The 14,405-nt window shown below is 43.4% G+C and carries 14 protein-coding genes, 1 tRNA gene and 1 riboswitch; of the genes, 14 read left to right on the top strand and 1 reads right to left on the bottom strand.

Annotation, left to right across the window (positions count from 1 at the left end; all coding sequences use genetic code 11):
- The first annotated feature begins 34 nt into the window (after nucleotides 1-34).
- The 12 genes from parC to LDK34_RS08905 all read left to right on the top strand — a co-directional run bounded on the left by parC (nucleotide 35) and on the right by LDK34_RS08905 (nucleotide 10,168).
- Nucleotides 35-2,488 carry a DNA topoisomerase IV subunit A gene (gene parC / locus LDK34_RS08960; protein WP_347880577.1) on the top strand — a complete coding sequence of 818 codons (2,454 nt, stop codon included), beginning with the start codon at nucleotides 35-37 and terminating at the stop codon, nucleotides 2,486-2,488.
- Nucleotides 2,489-2,821: 333 nt separating this feature from the next.
- On the top strand, nucleotides 2,822-3,820 hold the full coding sequence (locus LDK34_RS08955) for a LysR family transcriptional regulator (RefSeq protein ID WP_178942515.1): 999 nt from the start codon (nucleotides 2,822-2,824) through the stop codon (nucleotides 3,818-3,820).
- Nucleotides 3,820-4,746 carry a manganese-dependent inorganic pyrophosphatase gene (locus LDK34_RS08950; protein ID WP_017261881.1) on the top strand — a complete coding sequence of 309 codons (927 nt, stop codon included), beginning with the start codon at nucleotides 3,820-3,822 and terminating at the stop codon, nucleotides 4,744-4,746. Before LDK34_RS08955 ends, LDK34_RS08950 begins: the two co-directional genes overlap by 1 nt.
- A gap of 140 nt (nucleotides 4,747-4,886) precedes the next feature.
- Complete coding sequence (locus tag LDK34_RS08945) at nucleotides 4,887-5,273, top strand: iron-sulfur cluster biosynthesis family protein (protein ID WP_178942516.1); 387 nt, start codon at nucleotides 4,887-4,889, stop codon at nucleotides 5,271-5,273.
- 342 nt (nucleotides 5,274-5,615) lie between these two features.
- Nucleotides 5,616-5,978 (top strand): iron-sulfur cluster biosynthesis family protein, encoded by a 363-nt coding sequence (locus LDK34_RS08940; RefSeq protein WP_178942517.1) that lies wholly within the window; start codon nucleotides 5,616-5,618, stop codon nucleotides 5,976-5,978.
- A 68-nt stretch (nucleotides 5,979-6,046) separates the two neighbouring features.
- The gene (msrB, locus tag LDK34_RS08935; protein ID WP_178942518.1) at nucleotides 6,047-6,496 is read left to right on the top strand and encodes a peptide-methionine (R)-S-oxide reductase MsrB; all 450 of its coding nucleotides are present in this window, start codon (nucleotides 6,047-6,049) and stop codon (nucleotides 6,494-6,496) included.
- Nucleotides 6,497-6,519: 23 nt separating this feature from the next.
- Entirely contained in the window at nucleotides 6,520-7,068 is a 549-nt protein-coding gene (gene msrA, locus LDK34_RS08930; RefSeq protein WP_178942519.1) for a peptide-methionine (S)-S-oxide reductase MsrA, read from the top strand.
- Nucleotides 7,069-7,132: 64 nt separating this feature from the next.
- A riboswitch (TPP riboswitch) is annotated at nucleotides 7,133-7,237 on the top strand.
- A gap of 143 nt (nucleotides 7,238-7,380) precedes the next feature.
- Complete coding sequence (gene thiM / locus LDK34_RS08925; RefSeq protein ID WP_178942520.1) at nucleotides 7,381-8,184, top strand: hydroxyethylthiazole kinase; 804 nt, start codon at nucleotides 7,381-7,383, stop codon at nucleotides 8,182-8,184.
- Nucleotides 8,185-8,195: 11 nt separating this feature from the next.
- Nucleotides 8,196-9,005: a bifunctional hydroxymethylpyrimidine kinase/phosphomethylpyrimidine kinase gene (gene thiD, locus LDK34_RS08920; RefSeq protein ID WP_178914941.1), complete on the top strand. Its 810-nt coding sequence runs from the start codon at nucleotides 8,196-8,198 to the stop codon at nucleotides 9,003-9,005.
- Between the two features lie 7 nt (nucleotides 9,006-9,012).
- Complete coding sequence (gene thiE / locus LDK34_RS08915; RefSeq protein WP_178942521.1) at nucleotides 9,013-9,663, top strand: thiamine phosphate synthase; 651 nt, start codon at nucleotides 9,013-9,015, stop codon at nucleotides 9,661-9,663.
- Nucleotides 9,664-9,754: 91 nt separating this feature from the next.
- The gene (locus LDK34_RS08910) at nucleotides 9,755-10,024 is read left to right on the top strand and encodes a hypothetical protein (RefSeq protein WP_178942522.1); all 270 of its coding nucleotides are present in this window, start codon (nucleotides 9,755-9,757) and stop codon (nucleotides 10,022-10,024) included.
- Between the two features lie 71 nt (nucleotides 10,025-10,095).
- A tRNA-Ala gene (locus tag LDK34_RS08905) sits at nucleotides 10,096-10,168 on the top strand.
- Nucleotides 10,169-10,333: 165 nt separating this feature from the next.
- Here LDK34_RS08905 and LDK34_RS08900 read toward each other — a convergent pair.
- Nucleotides 10,334-11,956, bottom strand: coding sequence for a peptide ABC transporter substrate-binding protein (locus tag LDK34_RS08900; RefSeq protein ID WP_178942523.1), 1,623 nt, complete (start codon nucleotides 11,954-11,956; stop codon nucleotides 10,334-10,336).
- 444 nt (nucleotides 11,957-12,400) lie between these two features.
- Between LDK34_RS08900 and LDK34_RS08895 the strand changes: the two genes are divergently transcribed.
- Together LDK34_RS08895 and LDK34_RS08890 are read left to right on the top strand one after the other, a co-directional pair.
- Entirely contained in the window at nucleotides 12,401-12,949 is a 549-nt protein-coding gene (locus tag LDK34_RS08895; protein WP_178942524.1) for a GNAT family N-acetyltransferase, read from the top strand.
- Nucleotides 12,950-13,135: 186 nt separating this feature from the next.
- The gene (locus LDK34_RS08890) at nucleotides 13,136-14,353 is read left to right on the top strand and encodes a bacterial Ig-like domain-containing protein (protein WP_236941727.1); all 1,218 of its coding nucleotides are present in this window, start codon (nucleotides 13,136-13,138) and stop codon (nucleotides 14,351-14,353) included.
- The last annotated feature ends 52 nt before the right edge of the window (nucleotides 14,354-14,405 follow it).

Raw genomic sequence — 14,405 nt, 5'->3', positions numbered from 1 at the left:
GTGCTTGTTTTAACGCAGGAAAGGAGCAGAACTTGTGGCAGATGACACACAAAACATTCAGGAACTAACCCTGGAAGATGTCATGGGTGAACGGTTTGGCCGTTACTCAAAATCCATCATTCAGGATCGTGCCTTGCCAGATATTCGTGATGGCTTAAAGCCAGTTCAGCGGCGTATTTTATATGCCATGAACAAGGATGGTAATACTTTTGATAAAGCATTCCGTAAATCTGCTAAATCCGTAGGTAACGTCATGGGTAATTACCATCCACATGGTGACTCATCAATTTATGAAGCCATGGTGCGTATGAGTCAGGACTGGAAGTTACGAGCACCACTGATTGAAATGCACGGGAACAACGGGTCAATTGACGCTGATCCGCCGGCTGCAATGCGATATACGGAAGCCCGTTTAAGCAAGATATCCGGCACGATGCTACAGGATATCGACAAAGAAACTGTCGACTTCGTTCCTAACTTTGATGATACGGAACAGGAGCCAACCGTTTTACCGGCTCGTTTCCCAAATTTACTGGTAAACGGTGCTAGCGGAATTTCTGCCGGTTACGCGACAGAAATTCCGCCGCATAATTTAAACGAACTGATTGATGCACTGATTTATTTACTAGCGCATCCTAAAGCGTCAACTGATGACTTGATGGAGTTCGTAAAGGGGCCAGACTTTCCGACTGGCGGCATTATTCAAGGCTTAGATGGTATCAAAACAGCTTACAATACTGGTGCTGGCCGTATCGTGTTGCGTTCTAAAACAGCCTTCAAGCCCCTTAAGGGTGGCAAGCAGGAAATTGAAATCACGGAAATTCCGTATGAAGTCAATAAAGCCCTGCTTGTTAAAAAAATGGACGAAATCCGGATCATGAAAAAGGTCGAGGGCATCGTTGAAGTCCGTGACGAATCTGATCGGCAGGGACTGACCATTGCTGTTGAGTTAAAAGCTGATGCAGATGCACAGGGTATTTTAAATTATTTGTTGAAAAACACTGATTTACAGATCACGTATAATTTCAACATGGTTGCTATTCATAACATGCGACCAGAACGCGTTGGTTTAAAAACAGCCTTGCAGGCGTACATTGACTTTCAACGTGAGGTGATTACCAAACGGACGCAGTATGACCTGAATAAGGCCAAAAAGCGTCAACATATTGTTGATGGATTGATTAAAGCTTTATCCATTTTGGATGAAGTGATTCAGACCATTCGTGGAAGTAAAAACCGCAAGGATGCCAAGCAAAACTTGATGGATAAGTATGACTTTACTGATCCTCAGGCGGAAGCAATTGTGACGTTACAGTTATATCGTTTGACCAATACCGATGTAACCGAGTTGCGTCGTGAGCATGCCGAACTGGACGCCCAGATTGAAAAGCTTGAAGACATTTTGGCTAATGATGCCTCCTTGCGCAAAGTGATGCGCACGCAGATGCAGGATGTCAAAAAACAATTTGGTTCACCACGTTTGACCCAAATCGAAGACCAAATTGAAGAACTTAAGGTGGACCGAACTGTTATGGTTGCCGATGAAGCCGTTGTTTTAATGGTTTCACATGATGGTTATATCAAACGGAGTTCACCAAGGTCTTATCAAGCTTCTTCTGAAAACGACAACGGTCTTAAAGAAGAAGACTACCCGATTTTATTGAAGCAAGTTTCCACACTGGATCATTTATTTATGTTTACCAGCAAAGGAAACTTGATTTACCGACCGATTCACGAGGTCACTGATGCTCGATGGAAAGATACCGGGGAACACATTTCCCAATCAATTGGTCTGGCAGATGATGAAGAGCTCATTGCAGCCTTCACATTCAGCAGTTTGACTGAATCTGGTAACTTTGTGATTGCTACTGCTCATGGGCTCATCAAACAGACAGCCTTCATGGATCTGTTACCTGGACGGACATACAAGAAACGAGCTAGTGTCTTTGAAAAATTCAAACAGCCGGATGACCAAGTCGTTGACATCACGTATGTTGATTCAAGCGATCCATTGACGGTTATGCTAATGTCCCGTAATGGTCTTGGACTGCGCTATGATTTGGCTGAGGTGCCGACTAACGGTGCACGAACCAGTGGTGCTAAGTCGATGGATCTGCGTGGTGATGACGTTGTTGTCAACATGCAACTGGTTAAAGATTCCGATGATGCCATCATTGTTACCCAGCGTGGTGCCTTGAAGAAAATGGCCATCAGCGAAGTACCAGTTACAAGTCGTGCTCGTAAAGGTGTATTGTGCTTGCGGGAACTCAAGGCTAATCCACATGAGATTGTTGCCTTCATTGCGGTTGCTCATGACAGCGTATCTCCAGTTGAAGTGGTTACAAGTCGCGGTATTCGTCACGATATTTTGCCCGCTGAACATGAACGTAATGCGCGATATTCAAATGGCTCATTCGTGATTGATATTGATACCGAAGGCGTACCAACATCTCTGCGTCATAAGGAACAAACACTGATTCTTAATTAGTTTAAAATCAACAGGTGGTTTATTAACAAGCTATACCACATCAAATTAAGCATAATGATTCGTTAATTAAAAAATTAACGGTCGTTATGCTTTTTTCGTTCCATTATTGGATTTATAGATGGGCTTCTCCATTGCATTAGTGAATCGGAGTGCGTATGATTGTCACTGTACCAATGTGACTGCAGGACAAACACGTAAAATTATTTTGCATTATTTAAAAATAATGATGAATTCAGTTTTAATGCTTGCGTAAACAGACTTTTATTGCGTACAATTATCGTATCGAAAAGATTTTGTTTATAATAGATGATCAATTTGAAAGGCGGCTGGACAATGAAAAGCAAACAGGAGACTATCTTTTCTTCGAAAACATTGACCTACTTTTTACAACTGGCAGAAACAATGAACTATACACAGGCAGCCCAAATTCTTGGGATTACACAGCCTGCATTAACGCAACAAATTAAAAAGCTTGAGCGAACAGTGGGTGCACCATTGTTTTATTCAGTCGGAAAAAAATTACGTTTGTCCGAAGCTGGTAGCACCATGCTTAGCGCAACACACGAAATTTATGAAGTGTTGAACCAAGCCACAGACGAGATTCAGCAATCAACGTCTGCTGAATCTGGTGAAATCAACATCGGCCTATTGGCTTCCGTTGAATATTCAGTGTTCGAAGATTTTGCTATTCAGTACTACAAAGAAAATCCTGACGTTACCATCAACTTCCACATGTTGACACGGAAGGAAATCTGGGATCGTTTAGAGAATAACCGCATTGATTTAGCGATTATGTACTTGCCGGATGACAGCATTAAAAACTGGAAGCCATACCGTTCAAAGAAAATCATCACTGAAGATTTGTTGTTCATTCATAACGATGAAAAAATGGCTAAACGGAAAAAAATTCGTTTGAAGGATACCCTTAACAATGTCTGGGTCACATACCCACGTGAATATTATTTAGACCAGGTTTTACGTGAAAATTACAAAAACGCTATGGTTGACTTACCTAATGCGGTGGCCCGTTTCACAACGCCTGATCAAATTTATCAATTCAGTGCTGAAACTGGGGCCTACACAGCACTGCCAAATAGTTATATCATTGCTAAGGGAGCTGACAGCAATTTACACGCTGCCCAGTTTGAACCTGGAATTAAATTTGACTTAGCGTTTGTTTTCCGTAAAGATAAAGATGAGATTCCTCGTGTGGGTCGTTTACTCGATGCATTTGATTCATACTTGGAAGCCGATGATTATATTTCACGGCTGACTCAAATTCATGATCAAAAATATGGTGTTACCCACCATGACGAAGGAGCAAAAGATTAATGAGTAAGGAATTGGTTTTTGGACACCAAAGCCCTGACACTGACGCAATTGTCGCTGCAAAGGCATATTCATACTTACAAAACAAGCTTGGGTATGATACTGAAGCGGTTGCTTTAGGCGAACCAAACGAAGAAACACAATTTGTCTTAAACTATTTTGACGAACCAACACCACGGGTTATCACTAAGGCCAGTGACGAAGTTGATTCAGTTATGTTAGTTGACCATAACGAACATCAACAAAGTGTTTCTGACATTGAAGATGTTACGGTTACTCACGTTGTTGACCATCACCGAATTGCCAACTTCTCAACATCATCACCACTTTTCTATCGTGCAGAACCAGTTGGTTGTACCAGCACGATTTTGATGAAAATGTTTGACGAATACAAGATTGAAATCCCAGCACAATTAGCTGGTTTGATGCTGTCTGCAATTATCTCAGACACGCTTTTACTGAAGTCACCAACCACAACGGATGACGATAAGGCTGCAGTCATTGCATTGGCTGAAATTGCTGATGTTGATTACAAGACATATGGTTTGGAAGAGCTTAAAGCTGGTACCAACTTGTCTTCCAAGAGTGAAGCCGAATTAATCGAACAAGATGCAAAATCATTCGAAATGGGCGGCAAAAACATTCGTATTGACCAAATCAACACAGTTGACTTGGACGAAGTCTTTGCTCGTCAGGATAAGCTTGAAGCAGCCATGGCAGCCGATGCTAAGGAAAAAGGTTATGACCTATTCCTTGTCTTGGTTACCAACATCTTGGACAGTGACTCGCGTTTGTTAGTATGGGGCGAACCAACTGATGTTGTTGAAAAGGCGTTTAATACAACGTTAACCAACAACACGGCCAGTTTACCAGGTGTTGTTTCACGTAAGAAACAAGTTGTTCCACCATTGCAAGACCAATTTAAATAAGCTATTTAATAAAGACGTTTACAGTGTATCTGTAGACGTTTTTTTAATTGAACCACTAAGGATATTAAGTATAAATAGTTGCCTCACAACAACTCACGGCGAATAATAAACCTGTGAGAAACTGAATGGAGGCTTTAACAATGGCAGAAGAACATGAATTGACGTTTGATGATGAAGTCGTGGCCCAATTAAAACCCTTACTTGTCGACGGAAATCAATTATTATTAAGCTACGATGATGGTGTTGGCCCATACTCACATCATGGTCTGGTGGCACTCCAAGTGTCATTTCAGCTCGTAGTTGTGGGCAAAGATGCAAATGTTGATGACTATCAAGCACTGATTCCCTCTAATTTAGGTCCTGTACGCTATAAAGACTATTCTGGCCGATTCCTTGGTAAACAGTTGCATGCGACGTTTAACCGTCTCATGCACGTAATTAAGCTGTCTGACGAGGGTGAACAGATCGACGATAACGTTGAAGTTATTGTTGACGCATCCGCTAGTCAACCAGCGCAGTCAAACTAACGCTAGTGACACAATGAGGCTATGACATAAGTTTATTTGGAATGAATAATGTGGGCAATATTGCGCGCCAAAGTCCTGAAAATTCTGCTTAATCCAAAACTGACCCATTCCCCATGTTCGGGAATAGGTCAGTTTTCGTTAATGCTCGTTCTCAAAACAGACCTATGTCATCGCTCCATGCCTATGACAAGTGCAAAGTGATGGGGACACTGTGTTTTTCTGGTTGAGCAGAATGCTTGCGTTATTCTCTATTTTGCGGAGAATAAAGGTATCGTTAAGTACACAAGGCACAATTTAATTGTGTACGAGATACATTCTTTTGATCTACCAAGGAGGGTCATTATGAAATTATCCATGTCATCAGATGCTAAGACTAAAATTGCGGCCGTTATGGGACCAAATCAACGTTTATTACTCAGTTTTGACGATGGTGTTGGACCGTTTTCAAGCGTTGGTTATTGCTCATTGGATACTTCGTTTGATCTAATTATTGTCGACAAGGATGCAGAAACGCCAGACTATGATGCTATGATTGATTCAGATTTCGGTCCTGTGGCCGTAAAGGGCTACAGTAAGACCTATATGTCTGAACACATGCAATTAACAGAAAATACAACATTTCATACCTTACAGTTAACCGGTGATAGTGAACAGTTGGATCCAAACGTCCAAATTAAAGTGATGTCTGGTTCAACAGCGGAATAAGGATAATCGCATGAGTGTCGTCAAGACGCAGCAGTGTTGATTCAACATCGGAGAAGGAGATTTGACAATTGGCAAAAGACAAACAAGCAAACATTGATAAATTGAGCCCAGAAGCATACGCCGTTACCCAAGAAGCCGCCACTGAGCGGCCGTTTTCTGGTAAATATGATGCCTTCTATCAAGATGGCATTTACGTTGATATTGTCAGTGGTGAACCGTTATTTTCCTCAACGGATAAATATGATGCCGGTTGCGGCTGGCCGTCATTCACACATCCGATAACGAAGCAAACATTAGCGGAACATCGTGACCAATCATTGGGTATGGAAAGAACAGAAGTCCGCAGTAAGGAAGCGGACTCTCATTTGGGTCACGTCTTCACAGACGGTCCTCAAGCAGAGGGTGGCCTCCGCTACTGCATTAACTCGGCGGCGCTGAAGTTTATTCCAGCAGATGAATTGACACGCAATGGTTACGAAAAATATGCTAAACTGTTCCCAAACGTCAAGCAGGTTTAATAATAGTGATGGAGGCGCATTAAATGGCAGAAGAAACAGCAATTTTTGCAGGTGGTTGTTTTTGGTGTATGGTCAAGCCGTTTGAAACAGTAGATGGCATCAATAAGGTGGTATCAGGTTATACCGGTGGACATGTGCCTAATCCAACGTATGAACAAGTCTGCAGCCATACAACTGGTCATACAGAAGCAGTTAAAATTTGGTTTGACCCAGAAGTAATGTCTTACGACAAACTGGTTCAAATTTATTGGCAACAAACGGACCCCACGGATGCGATGGGACAATTTCAAGATCGTGGTGACAGCTATCGGCCCGTTATTTTTGTCAAAGACGAGACACAACGCCAAATTGCAGAGGCTTCCAAAAAGGCCTTAGCTGAGTCCGGTCGTTTTGATGCCCCAATTGTGACTCAAATTGAGGATGCCAAACCATTTTATCCGGCGGAAGATTACCATCAGGATTTCTATAAAAAGAATCCGTTACGTTATGCAATGCAGGAAAGTGGGGGCCGCGAAGCCTTTATTGATAAGAAATGGAAGACAGCGACACAGACATCAAAAACAACGGACTAATGTTATTAAACGTAATCTGACTTCTAATTAGAATGCTGAGTATGCTAAAATAATGTCATGTAAACTATTCCACTAGGGGTGTTCGGCAATTGCTGAACTGAGACGATGGATATCGGACCCTTCGAACCTGTAAGTTGAGACTTGCGAAGGAAAGTGGCCAGTGTGTGATTGCTTTTAGGCACTGAACCTTTTTCCTATGGGTTCAGTGCTTTTTTTGTCGCCACTTTATGACGCTGTATATTTATTGAGTTTCTGATTAGCGTCATCAATTTTAGTCACTGTTTGACACCATCATCGAATTGGAGGATCACAATGAACCTGTCTTTATTGGAAACCATCCGGGAAACTAATCCTGTCGTCTTTACTGTTGCTAACAGTGTCACGATTGCAGAAGTGGCAAACGCCGTTAACGCCATTGGTGCGTCTCCCATTATGTCAAAAGCTAAGGAAGAGGCTGCTGACCTGGTTGGGATTGCTGGCGCAATTGCGTTGAATTTAGGTACTTGGACGCCTGATCAAATTGACCAAATGGTGACTGTTGGGAGCTTGGCTAATCAGCATCAACGGCCTGTTGTAATCGATCCAGTAGCGGTTGGCTTACCAAGCCGCCGCCAGCAGTTTGATCGACTAGTAGCCACTACCCAGCCAACAGTCATTCGAGCCAACGCGGGAGAGATGGCGGCTTTGTCAGGCGATCTATCTAACAGTAAGGGAATTGACGCTACCGGTGCTGTGGCTGATCCTAAACGCATTGTTCAGGCCGTGGCGCTGCATTATCATTGTGTTGCTGTGATGACTGGAGCTGTTGATTGGATCAGCGATGGCCAGCAGACAGTCAGTCTTCATGTCGGAACGCCATTGTTTGCGACACATGTTGGTTCCGGGGATATGCTCAGCAGCGTTTTAGCTGCTTACTTAGCAGTGGAGCCCAATGCGATGACAGCCGCAGTGACTGGTACCGCCATCTTTGGTGCGACCGGTCAGTGGGCAGTTAACCAAGCCAAACTAACGCTTAGACAGCCTGGTTCGTTTGGCATCGCCCTGATGGATAGTTTTAGTCAAGTGACAGCGGAAACGCTATCGTCATATCTTAAAGATAAGGTCGTAGATGAATAATGACAGAACAGATGACATCACAATTTCCACAGGCTCTTTCCATTGCAGGCTCTGATTCTGGTGGTGGGGCAGGCATGCAGGCCGATTTAAAAACAATTCAAGAACGACACGTTTTTGCAACGACGGTTTTGGTGGCTATTACAGCCCAAAATACCTTGGGTGTGCAGGACTTCATGGCTTTGCCAACCAAAATTATTGACGAACAGTTTGCTTCGTTAGATGCTGATTTGGCCATCAAGGCTTGTAAGACTGGCATGCTCGCTGATTCTATCCGTGTCCATAATGTTGTTGAAAATCTTACCCGTTATGACTTTGGTCCACTCACGGTTGATCCAGTGATGATTGCTAAAGGTGGTGCACCATTATTGGCCGAAGACGCTATTGATACCGTTAAGAAAGAATTAATTCCGTTAGCCACCATTGTGACGCCGAACCTTCCTGAAGCTGAGGCACTAACAGGGTTAACCATTGAAAATGATGCTGACATGCAGCGCGCCGGACAACAATTGCAGGCGATGGGTGCCAAAAACGTGATGGTCAAAGGCGGTCACGAGGCGGATCCGACAACGGCCAGTGATTTTGTTTTGCTTGAAAACGGACGGTCGTTTTGGCTAAGAAGTCCGCGCTTTGATACACACAATACGCACGGTACCGGCGACACGCTATCTGCTTGCATCACTGCAGAATTAGCCAAGGGTAGCGACATTGAAACAGCCATTCGGACGGGTAAAGCCTATGTTAGTGCGACGATTGCACAAGGCATCAAAGTGGGCCACGGTCATGGTCCGCTTAATCACTGGGCTGTGGTATCGGAGGAATAAACGAGCGATGAAATTTCAGAAGGAACAATTAGCAGCCTATTTTGTTGCGGGCTCTCAGGACATGGTTGATGGCCGCCAACTGCCAGAAGTTTTAGAGACGGCCATTGCCGGCGGTATCACGGCCTTTCAATATCGTGAGAAGGGTCACCACGCACTTTCTGGTGACGCCAAAGTAAAATTGGGCAGCATATTAAGAGAATTATGCAAACAAGCTAAGATTCCGTTTATTGTTGATGACGATGTTGAACTGGCGAAACGTCTTGAAGCTGATGGTGTCCACGTTGGGCAATCAGATGAAGCAATTGCCAAGGTTATAGACGAAGTACCAGACATGATTATTGGTTACTCATGTCACACACTTGCCCAGATTCGCAAGGCTAATGTGCTGACTGCCGTTGACTATATTGGCAGTGGACCAATTTTTCCAACCATTTCCAAAGCTGACGCAGATCCAGCTGTGGGCACCGACGGGCTGACAAAACTCGTTAGTGCATCGGTAAAGCCCATTGTCGCGATTGGTGGCATTAATTTGACTAACCTTAATGAGATTAAGGCCACCGGTGCGGCAGGTGCTGCGGTAATTAGTTTATTAACGAGGGCCACAAATATAAAAGCCGCCGCAACTGCTATTCGACAAGCCTTTTCAAGCAAATCTTGAGCCTTGTTTATGAACGTGTTTCAACGCTTGCAACACTCTGTGAAAATCGCTACACTAAGTGACGTTTATAAAATCCTTTGGAGGCAGTGAAATGAAAAACAGACCTAAACCAATAAATCCGGCAATGCCGACAAATATTGCGGTGGTAATGCTTACTTTAGGCGTTCTTGTTGGCGGGATTATTGGCTGGCTACTGCCAATACCATTTGACGGTTCATTTATCTTAGGCGTGGTTATCATGTTGATTTTTGACTTTGCTTTTTTGGCTATTTACCGACGTGTAACGATCGCTAAACAAAAAGCAGCCAATGGACAATTGGCCGCGACACAGTCAACAAACCAACCTGCTGAAAAAAAGTAGACTGGTAGTGCGGTGTTACTAAGTTGTGCTATGCTTGACAGTGAAATAACGGCAGAAATGACTGTTATTTTGGGCCCGTAGCTCAGTTGGGAGAGCGCCTGCTTCGCATGTAGGAGGTCGACAGTTCGAATCTGTTCGGGTCCATAAAAGTCTTATTAAGAATCAACACGAAATGCAAAGGCATCCTGTTCCAAAATTTCTGGGAACAGGATGCCTTTGCGTTAAGATGAGTTTTAAAATTTCGAGAATGTGAGGTCATTCACGTCGTTGATCCTATATAAGTTAATGCTACACCTAGTTTGAGTGTGCTTACTTAAGTTCAATATTTTGGTAATTGTAGTTAACCCCGGCACTACTGTAAACCAAATCGCGAATATTGCTACGTTGAAGCGTACCGCCAACTGATGAGCCCCAGAAAAGCGGCACAATACCAACATCTTTGGTCAGCGTGCGTTGGGCATTTAAGAGGTCTTGATAACGGGCGTTACTGTTTAAGGCGTCTTGACCAGCAGCTAAATCCATGTCGTGATCAAACGCTGTACTCGTCCATTTTGCGTTAATTTGTTTATTTTGACTTTGAAAAAGCGATAAGAAAGTTGTTGGATCGTTAAAGTCACCGTTCCAAGTTAAAATCGTGGCATCATAATTACCCGAAGTAATGTCACTTAACTGCGCCTTTAAGGGAACTGTTTGGACATTAACCGTTACGTGAGGCAGTTTTTGCCATTGAGATTGAAGATATTCTGCCAGCTGTTTGCCGTTGCTTTGATCATTCGCTAATAGCGTAATGTTCAGGTTCTGTTTGCCACTTTCTTTGAGACCTGTTGCCATGAGTTGTTTTGCATGTGCCATATCATACTTAGTCACTGCGGGTACCGCTGCTTCGCTTGCAAAATCCTTATGAGTTGATGGATTAGCAACCAATTTTGCTGGTGTAAACCCAGTTGCAGGGGTAGAACCGTCTTGCAACGTATTCCGTGTTAGTTGTTGACGGTTAATCGCATTCGACAAGGCTTGGCGCACAGATTGATTTTGAAGTGGTGACTTTTTTGTTTGATTAAGTCCAACAAAGCCCGAGGCCGCGCCACTACGATATTTATAATCGGCTGCCTGCTTTTCATTAGCGACTTGTGTGCCAGACAGCCTGACAAGGTCGGCTTTGCCTGTCTTATACAGGTTCAATGCCGTGCTTGGGTCTTTGACAACCGTAAAGTGGATACTGTTTAAATGCACAGTACGTTTAGCCCAGTAAGCACCATTGCGTTTAAGTGTCCACGTATTATTGGTACCGTGCCAGTCAGTTACTTTAAAAGCGCCGTTGTAAACTTGATGTTGAGCGGTTAGACCGTATTGCTTACCATATTTTGTGACAACTCGATGATCCTGAGGGAGAAACTGTGGCATTGTTAATAGTTGCTTGAAATAAGGAATCGGTTTATCAAGAGTAACCAACAATCGGTAACGTGATGTCGCGTGAACGCCTAAACTTTGAACTGGAGCCGAGCCTTTTTGAATCTTATCAGCGTTGTGTACGCCAGAAAACAGGTAAGCATACTGAGAAGCCGTTTTAGGATCATTGGTTCGCTGCCATGCCTGAACGAAATCCTTTGCCGTTACAACATCACCATTTGACCAATGCGTATTGTGCCGGAGTGTGAAGTTCCATTGAAGACCGTTTTTCGAAACGGTCGTGTGTGTCGCAAGTGCCTGTGCCGGAGTGCTGTTGGTCGTTTTGTAAAGACCAGTCATAGTGTTGGCCAATGCGGTGTGAGAAGTGCTGTCCGTGGCCTTTGATGGATCCAAAGTAATCATTTCAGTGGGTGAAACGACTGTTATGGTTTTCTTACTCGTGGTATTACGATGGCAGGCGGCTAAACTCGTGGCCGTTAATAATGAACTGACAATTAATGCAAATTTTGTAAAGCGTTTCATGAATGTCTTCCCCTATGAAAGTTTTAATTGACCAAGTAAAAAAAGACAGCCCACGCGGACTGTCTTTGGTCAAAAAAACACCAAGTCCGCGGTTTGATACCCATGCAGACTTGATGTCAAAAGTACATCAATGAATAAGCCGGCACAGATACAATTTGAGTATCACACTCAGATTGCATCCGTGTTAACGGCGGTTACGCAACCTGATTACCAGCTTTGCCAAGTATTGAGTTGTTGTGCGCAACGGTCCATGACGAACTTCCTTTCACTTAAACTGTCTTTTTTAACTGGTAACTACGATACAGAATTAGAGATAATCTTGTCAAGTACGTTTGCTAAATGTTTTTCTCTAAAAACGATTTAAAATGATCAGAAAGACTAATTTGACGGGCACTTTTATGGTAAATTGAAAGGCATAAAATGTTTTTTACTAAGGAGATAAACATGTTTACACATCAAATCGATGCTCACTTAGCCTTAAAATTATTAAACACTGAAGATGCCGAAGATTTAATCACCTATATCGCGGAAGACCGCCAGGAACTTAGAAAGTGGATGACGTGGGCAGATAGAATGCAATCCGTTGAGGATGAACAAAACTTTATTCAGTATGCCCGCAGTCGTTTTGCTGACAACCTAATGTTGCCATTGACAATCGTCATGGATGGCAAACCAATCGGTAGTTTGGATCTGCATGAAATTGATAACGTTAACCGTCACGCGTCGATTGGCTACTGGCTGAGTTCTCAGTATCAAGGACAAGGCATTATGACCCGGTCCGTGGAACGTTTACTGACAATTGGGTTTGATGAATTCAACTTACATAAAATCATCTTAACTGCGGACGTGAATAACAAGGCTAGCCAAGCCGTTGCTGAGCGATTAGGCCTTCATCAAGAGGGAACGATGCGTGATCAGGAAATCATCAATGGTCATTTTTGTAGTCTTGTTCAGTACGCAATGCTAGAAGATGAGTGGGCGAATGAAAATTAAAGTTAAGGGTGTCTAGCAGCTTTTTAACTTTTTGAGGTCAGTTTATTCAGTAATCCGTTAGTGAATTTTGTGATAAAGAAACATAAATGCTTTAATAGGGCTGTTCAAGGCGGTTTTTATTGAGTACAATAGTTTTAGAAAATCTTAATGATTCTAATTTGCGATAAATGTTTAGGAGTGAGCCCCATGATTGAACCACATCGAAAAACAACTGAACAAAAGGATTCACAGGCACAAAATCAGTTACGTGTGATTACCAATCAGGCCACTGTCATTGCGCAAGATCAAACGACCTATGTTGGTGGACCTCACTACGGTAAGACAAGTTTTGTTAAGGCTGTCTATGACGCTACAGGTCAGGCCGTTGATCCAGCAAAAGTTCAAGTTGACCTCACCAATGTCGACTGGGACCAACCGGCCGATTACCGGATTAATTTGCAGTATACCAATCCTGGAAAAACGGTATCTGCAACTGCACATTTACATATTTTTGCGTTGGATGGCCGCGACATTACTATTCATGCCGGCGAGCCAATACCTGACAAAACGGCTTTTATAAAACGACTAGTGGATCCAGGTCACATGGCTAACGCGACCCAGAATGTCAAAATTAAGTTTGACGATGGTGAGCCTAACATTATGGCAGACAACAGTTACGGGTTAATGCTGACATATACCGTTAATGGTGTCACCGCGGGTGCGCATCAAGTCCTCCATATTTTAGAAAATATGGTCAACGTCAACACGGCCAACCAAACGACTTATGTGAACGGTCCCCGTACTAATCCTGACCGTTTCGTTCAACATCTTTATGACGCGGATGGTAATGCCATTGATATTGAAAAGGCGATTGTGGACATGTCAAAGGTCAACTGGCAGAAAGCTGGCCGTTACCCAGTTACTGTTCGTTACACAGATCATGGTAAAAATGTGTTTGTAACGGCCTACGAAAATATCTTTTCACTATCTGCCCATAATCAGATTATTGTTGCTGGTGATGGCGACCCAATTCCCGCTCGTTACGTGGCAGATGCTAAGGACCAATATAATCGTGATCGGTCTCGTTGGACGGCCATGAGTTATGACGATCCAAGGGCCAATCATAAATTGCCAGGGACGTACAACGTCACGCTCAGCTTTGAAGTTAATGGTTCCACGGCTACGGTGCACCCAACGTTACAGGTTCTGCCCGAGATTTTACGACCACAGGGTAGTGCAGATAATTTGACGATTCACATGCAGAGTCAATCAGCCCGTGAAAATACATCCGCCACCTCACAGGCCGCCGGTGTTCGCCACGGATTACGACACATGACGACTGGTTCCCGAGTGGCTAATAATGCAGCCAAGGAAGCTGAAAAGAAAACGCATGGCTTTTGGGCTCGTTTGTTTGGCCGCAAATAAAGTTCATGGCACAATAAGACATTTGACCGTTTATAAACTCTAGATAGGCGTT

Origin of the sequence: Furfurilactobacillus milii, from assembly GCF_021654115.1 — a bacterium.
Lineage (GTDB): Bacteria > Bacillota > Bacilli > Lactobacillales > Lactobacillaceae > Furfurilactobacillus > Furfurilactobacillus milii.
This window is presented reverse-complemented; position numbering and strand designations above follow the sequence as displayed.

Excerpts from the sequence above, each read along its gene's own strand:
- LDK34_RS08955 (WP_178942515.1), top strand. The coding sequence starts at position 2,822 with ATGAAAAGCAAACAGGAGACTATCTTTTCTTCGAAAACATTGACCTAC.
- LDK34_RS08950 (WP_017261881.1), top strand. The coding sequence starts at position 3,820 with ATGAGTAAGGAATTGGTTTTTGGACACCAAAGCCCTGACACTGACGCA.
- LDK34_RS08945 (WP_178942516.1), top strand. The coding sequence starts at position 4,887 with ATGGCAGAAGAACATGAATTGACGTTTGATGATGAAGTCGTGGCCCAA.
- LDK34_RS08940 (WP_178942517.1), top strand. The coding sequence starts at position 5,616 with ATGAAATTATCCATGTCATCAGATGCTAAGACTAAAATTGCGGCCGTT.
- msrA (WP_178942519.1), top strand. The coding sequence starts at position 6,520 with ATGGCAGAAGAAACAGCAATTTTTGCAGGTGGTTGTTTTTGGTGTATG.
- thiM (WP_178942520.1), top strand. The coding sequence starts at position 7,381 with ATGAACCTGTCTTTATTGGAAACCATCCGGGAAACTAATCCTGTCGTC.
- thiD (WP_178914941.1), top strand. The coding sequence starts at position 8,196 with ATGACATCACAATTTCCACAGGCTCTTTCCATTGCAGGCTCTGATTCT.
- thiE (WP_178942521.1), top strand. The coding sequence starts at position 9,013 with ATGAAATTTCAGAAGGAACAATTAGCAGCCTATTTTGTTGCGGGCTCT.
- LDK34_RS08910 (WP_178942522.1), top strand. The coding sequence starts at position 9,755 with ATGAAAAACAGACCTAAACCAATAAATCCGGCAATGCCGACAAATATT.
- LDK34_RS08900 (WP_178942523.1), bottom strand. The coding sequence starts at position 11,956 with ATGAAACGCTTTACAAAATTTGCATTAATTGTCAGTTCATTATTAACG.
- LDK34_RS08895 (WP_178942524.1), top strand. The coding sequence starts at position 12,401 with ATGTTTACACATCAAATCGATGCTCACTTAGCCTTAAAATTATTAAAC.
- LDK34_RS08890 (WP_236941727.1), top strand. The coding sequence starts at position 13,136 with ATGATTGAACCACATCGAAAAACAACTGAACAAAAGGATTCACAGGCA.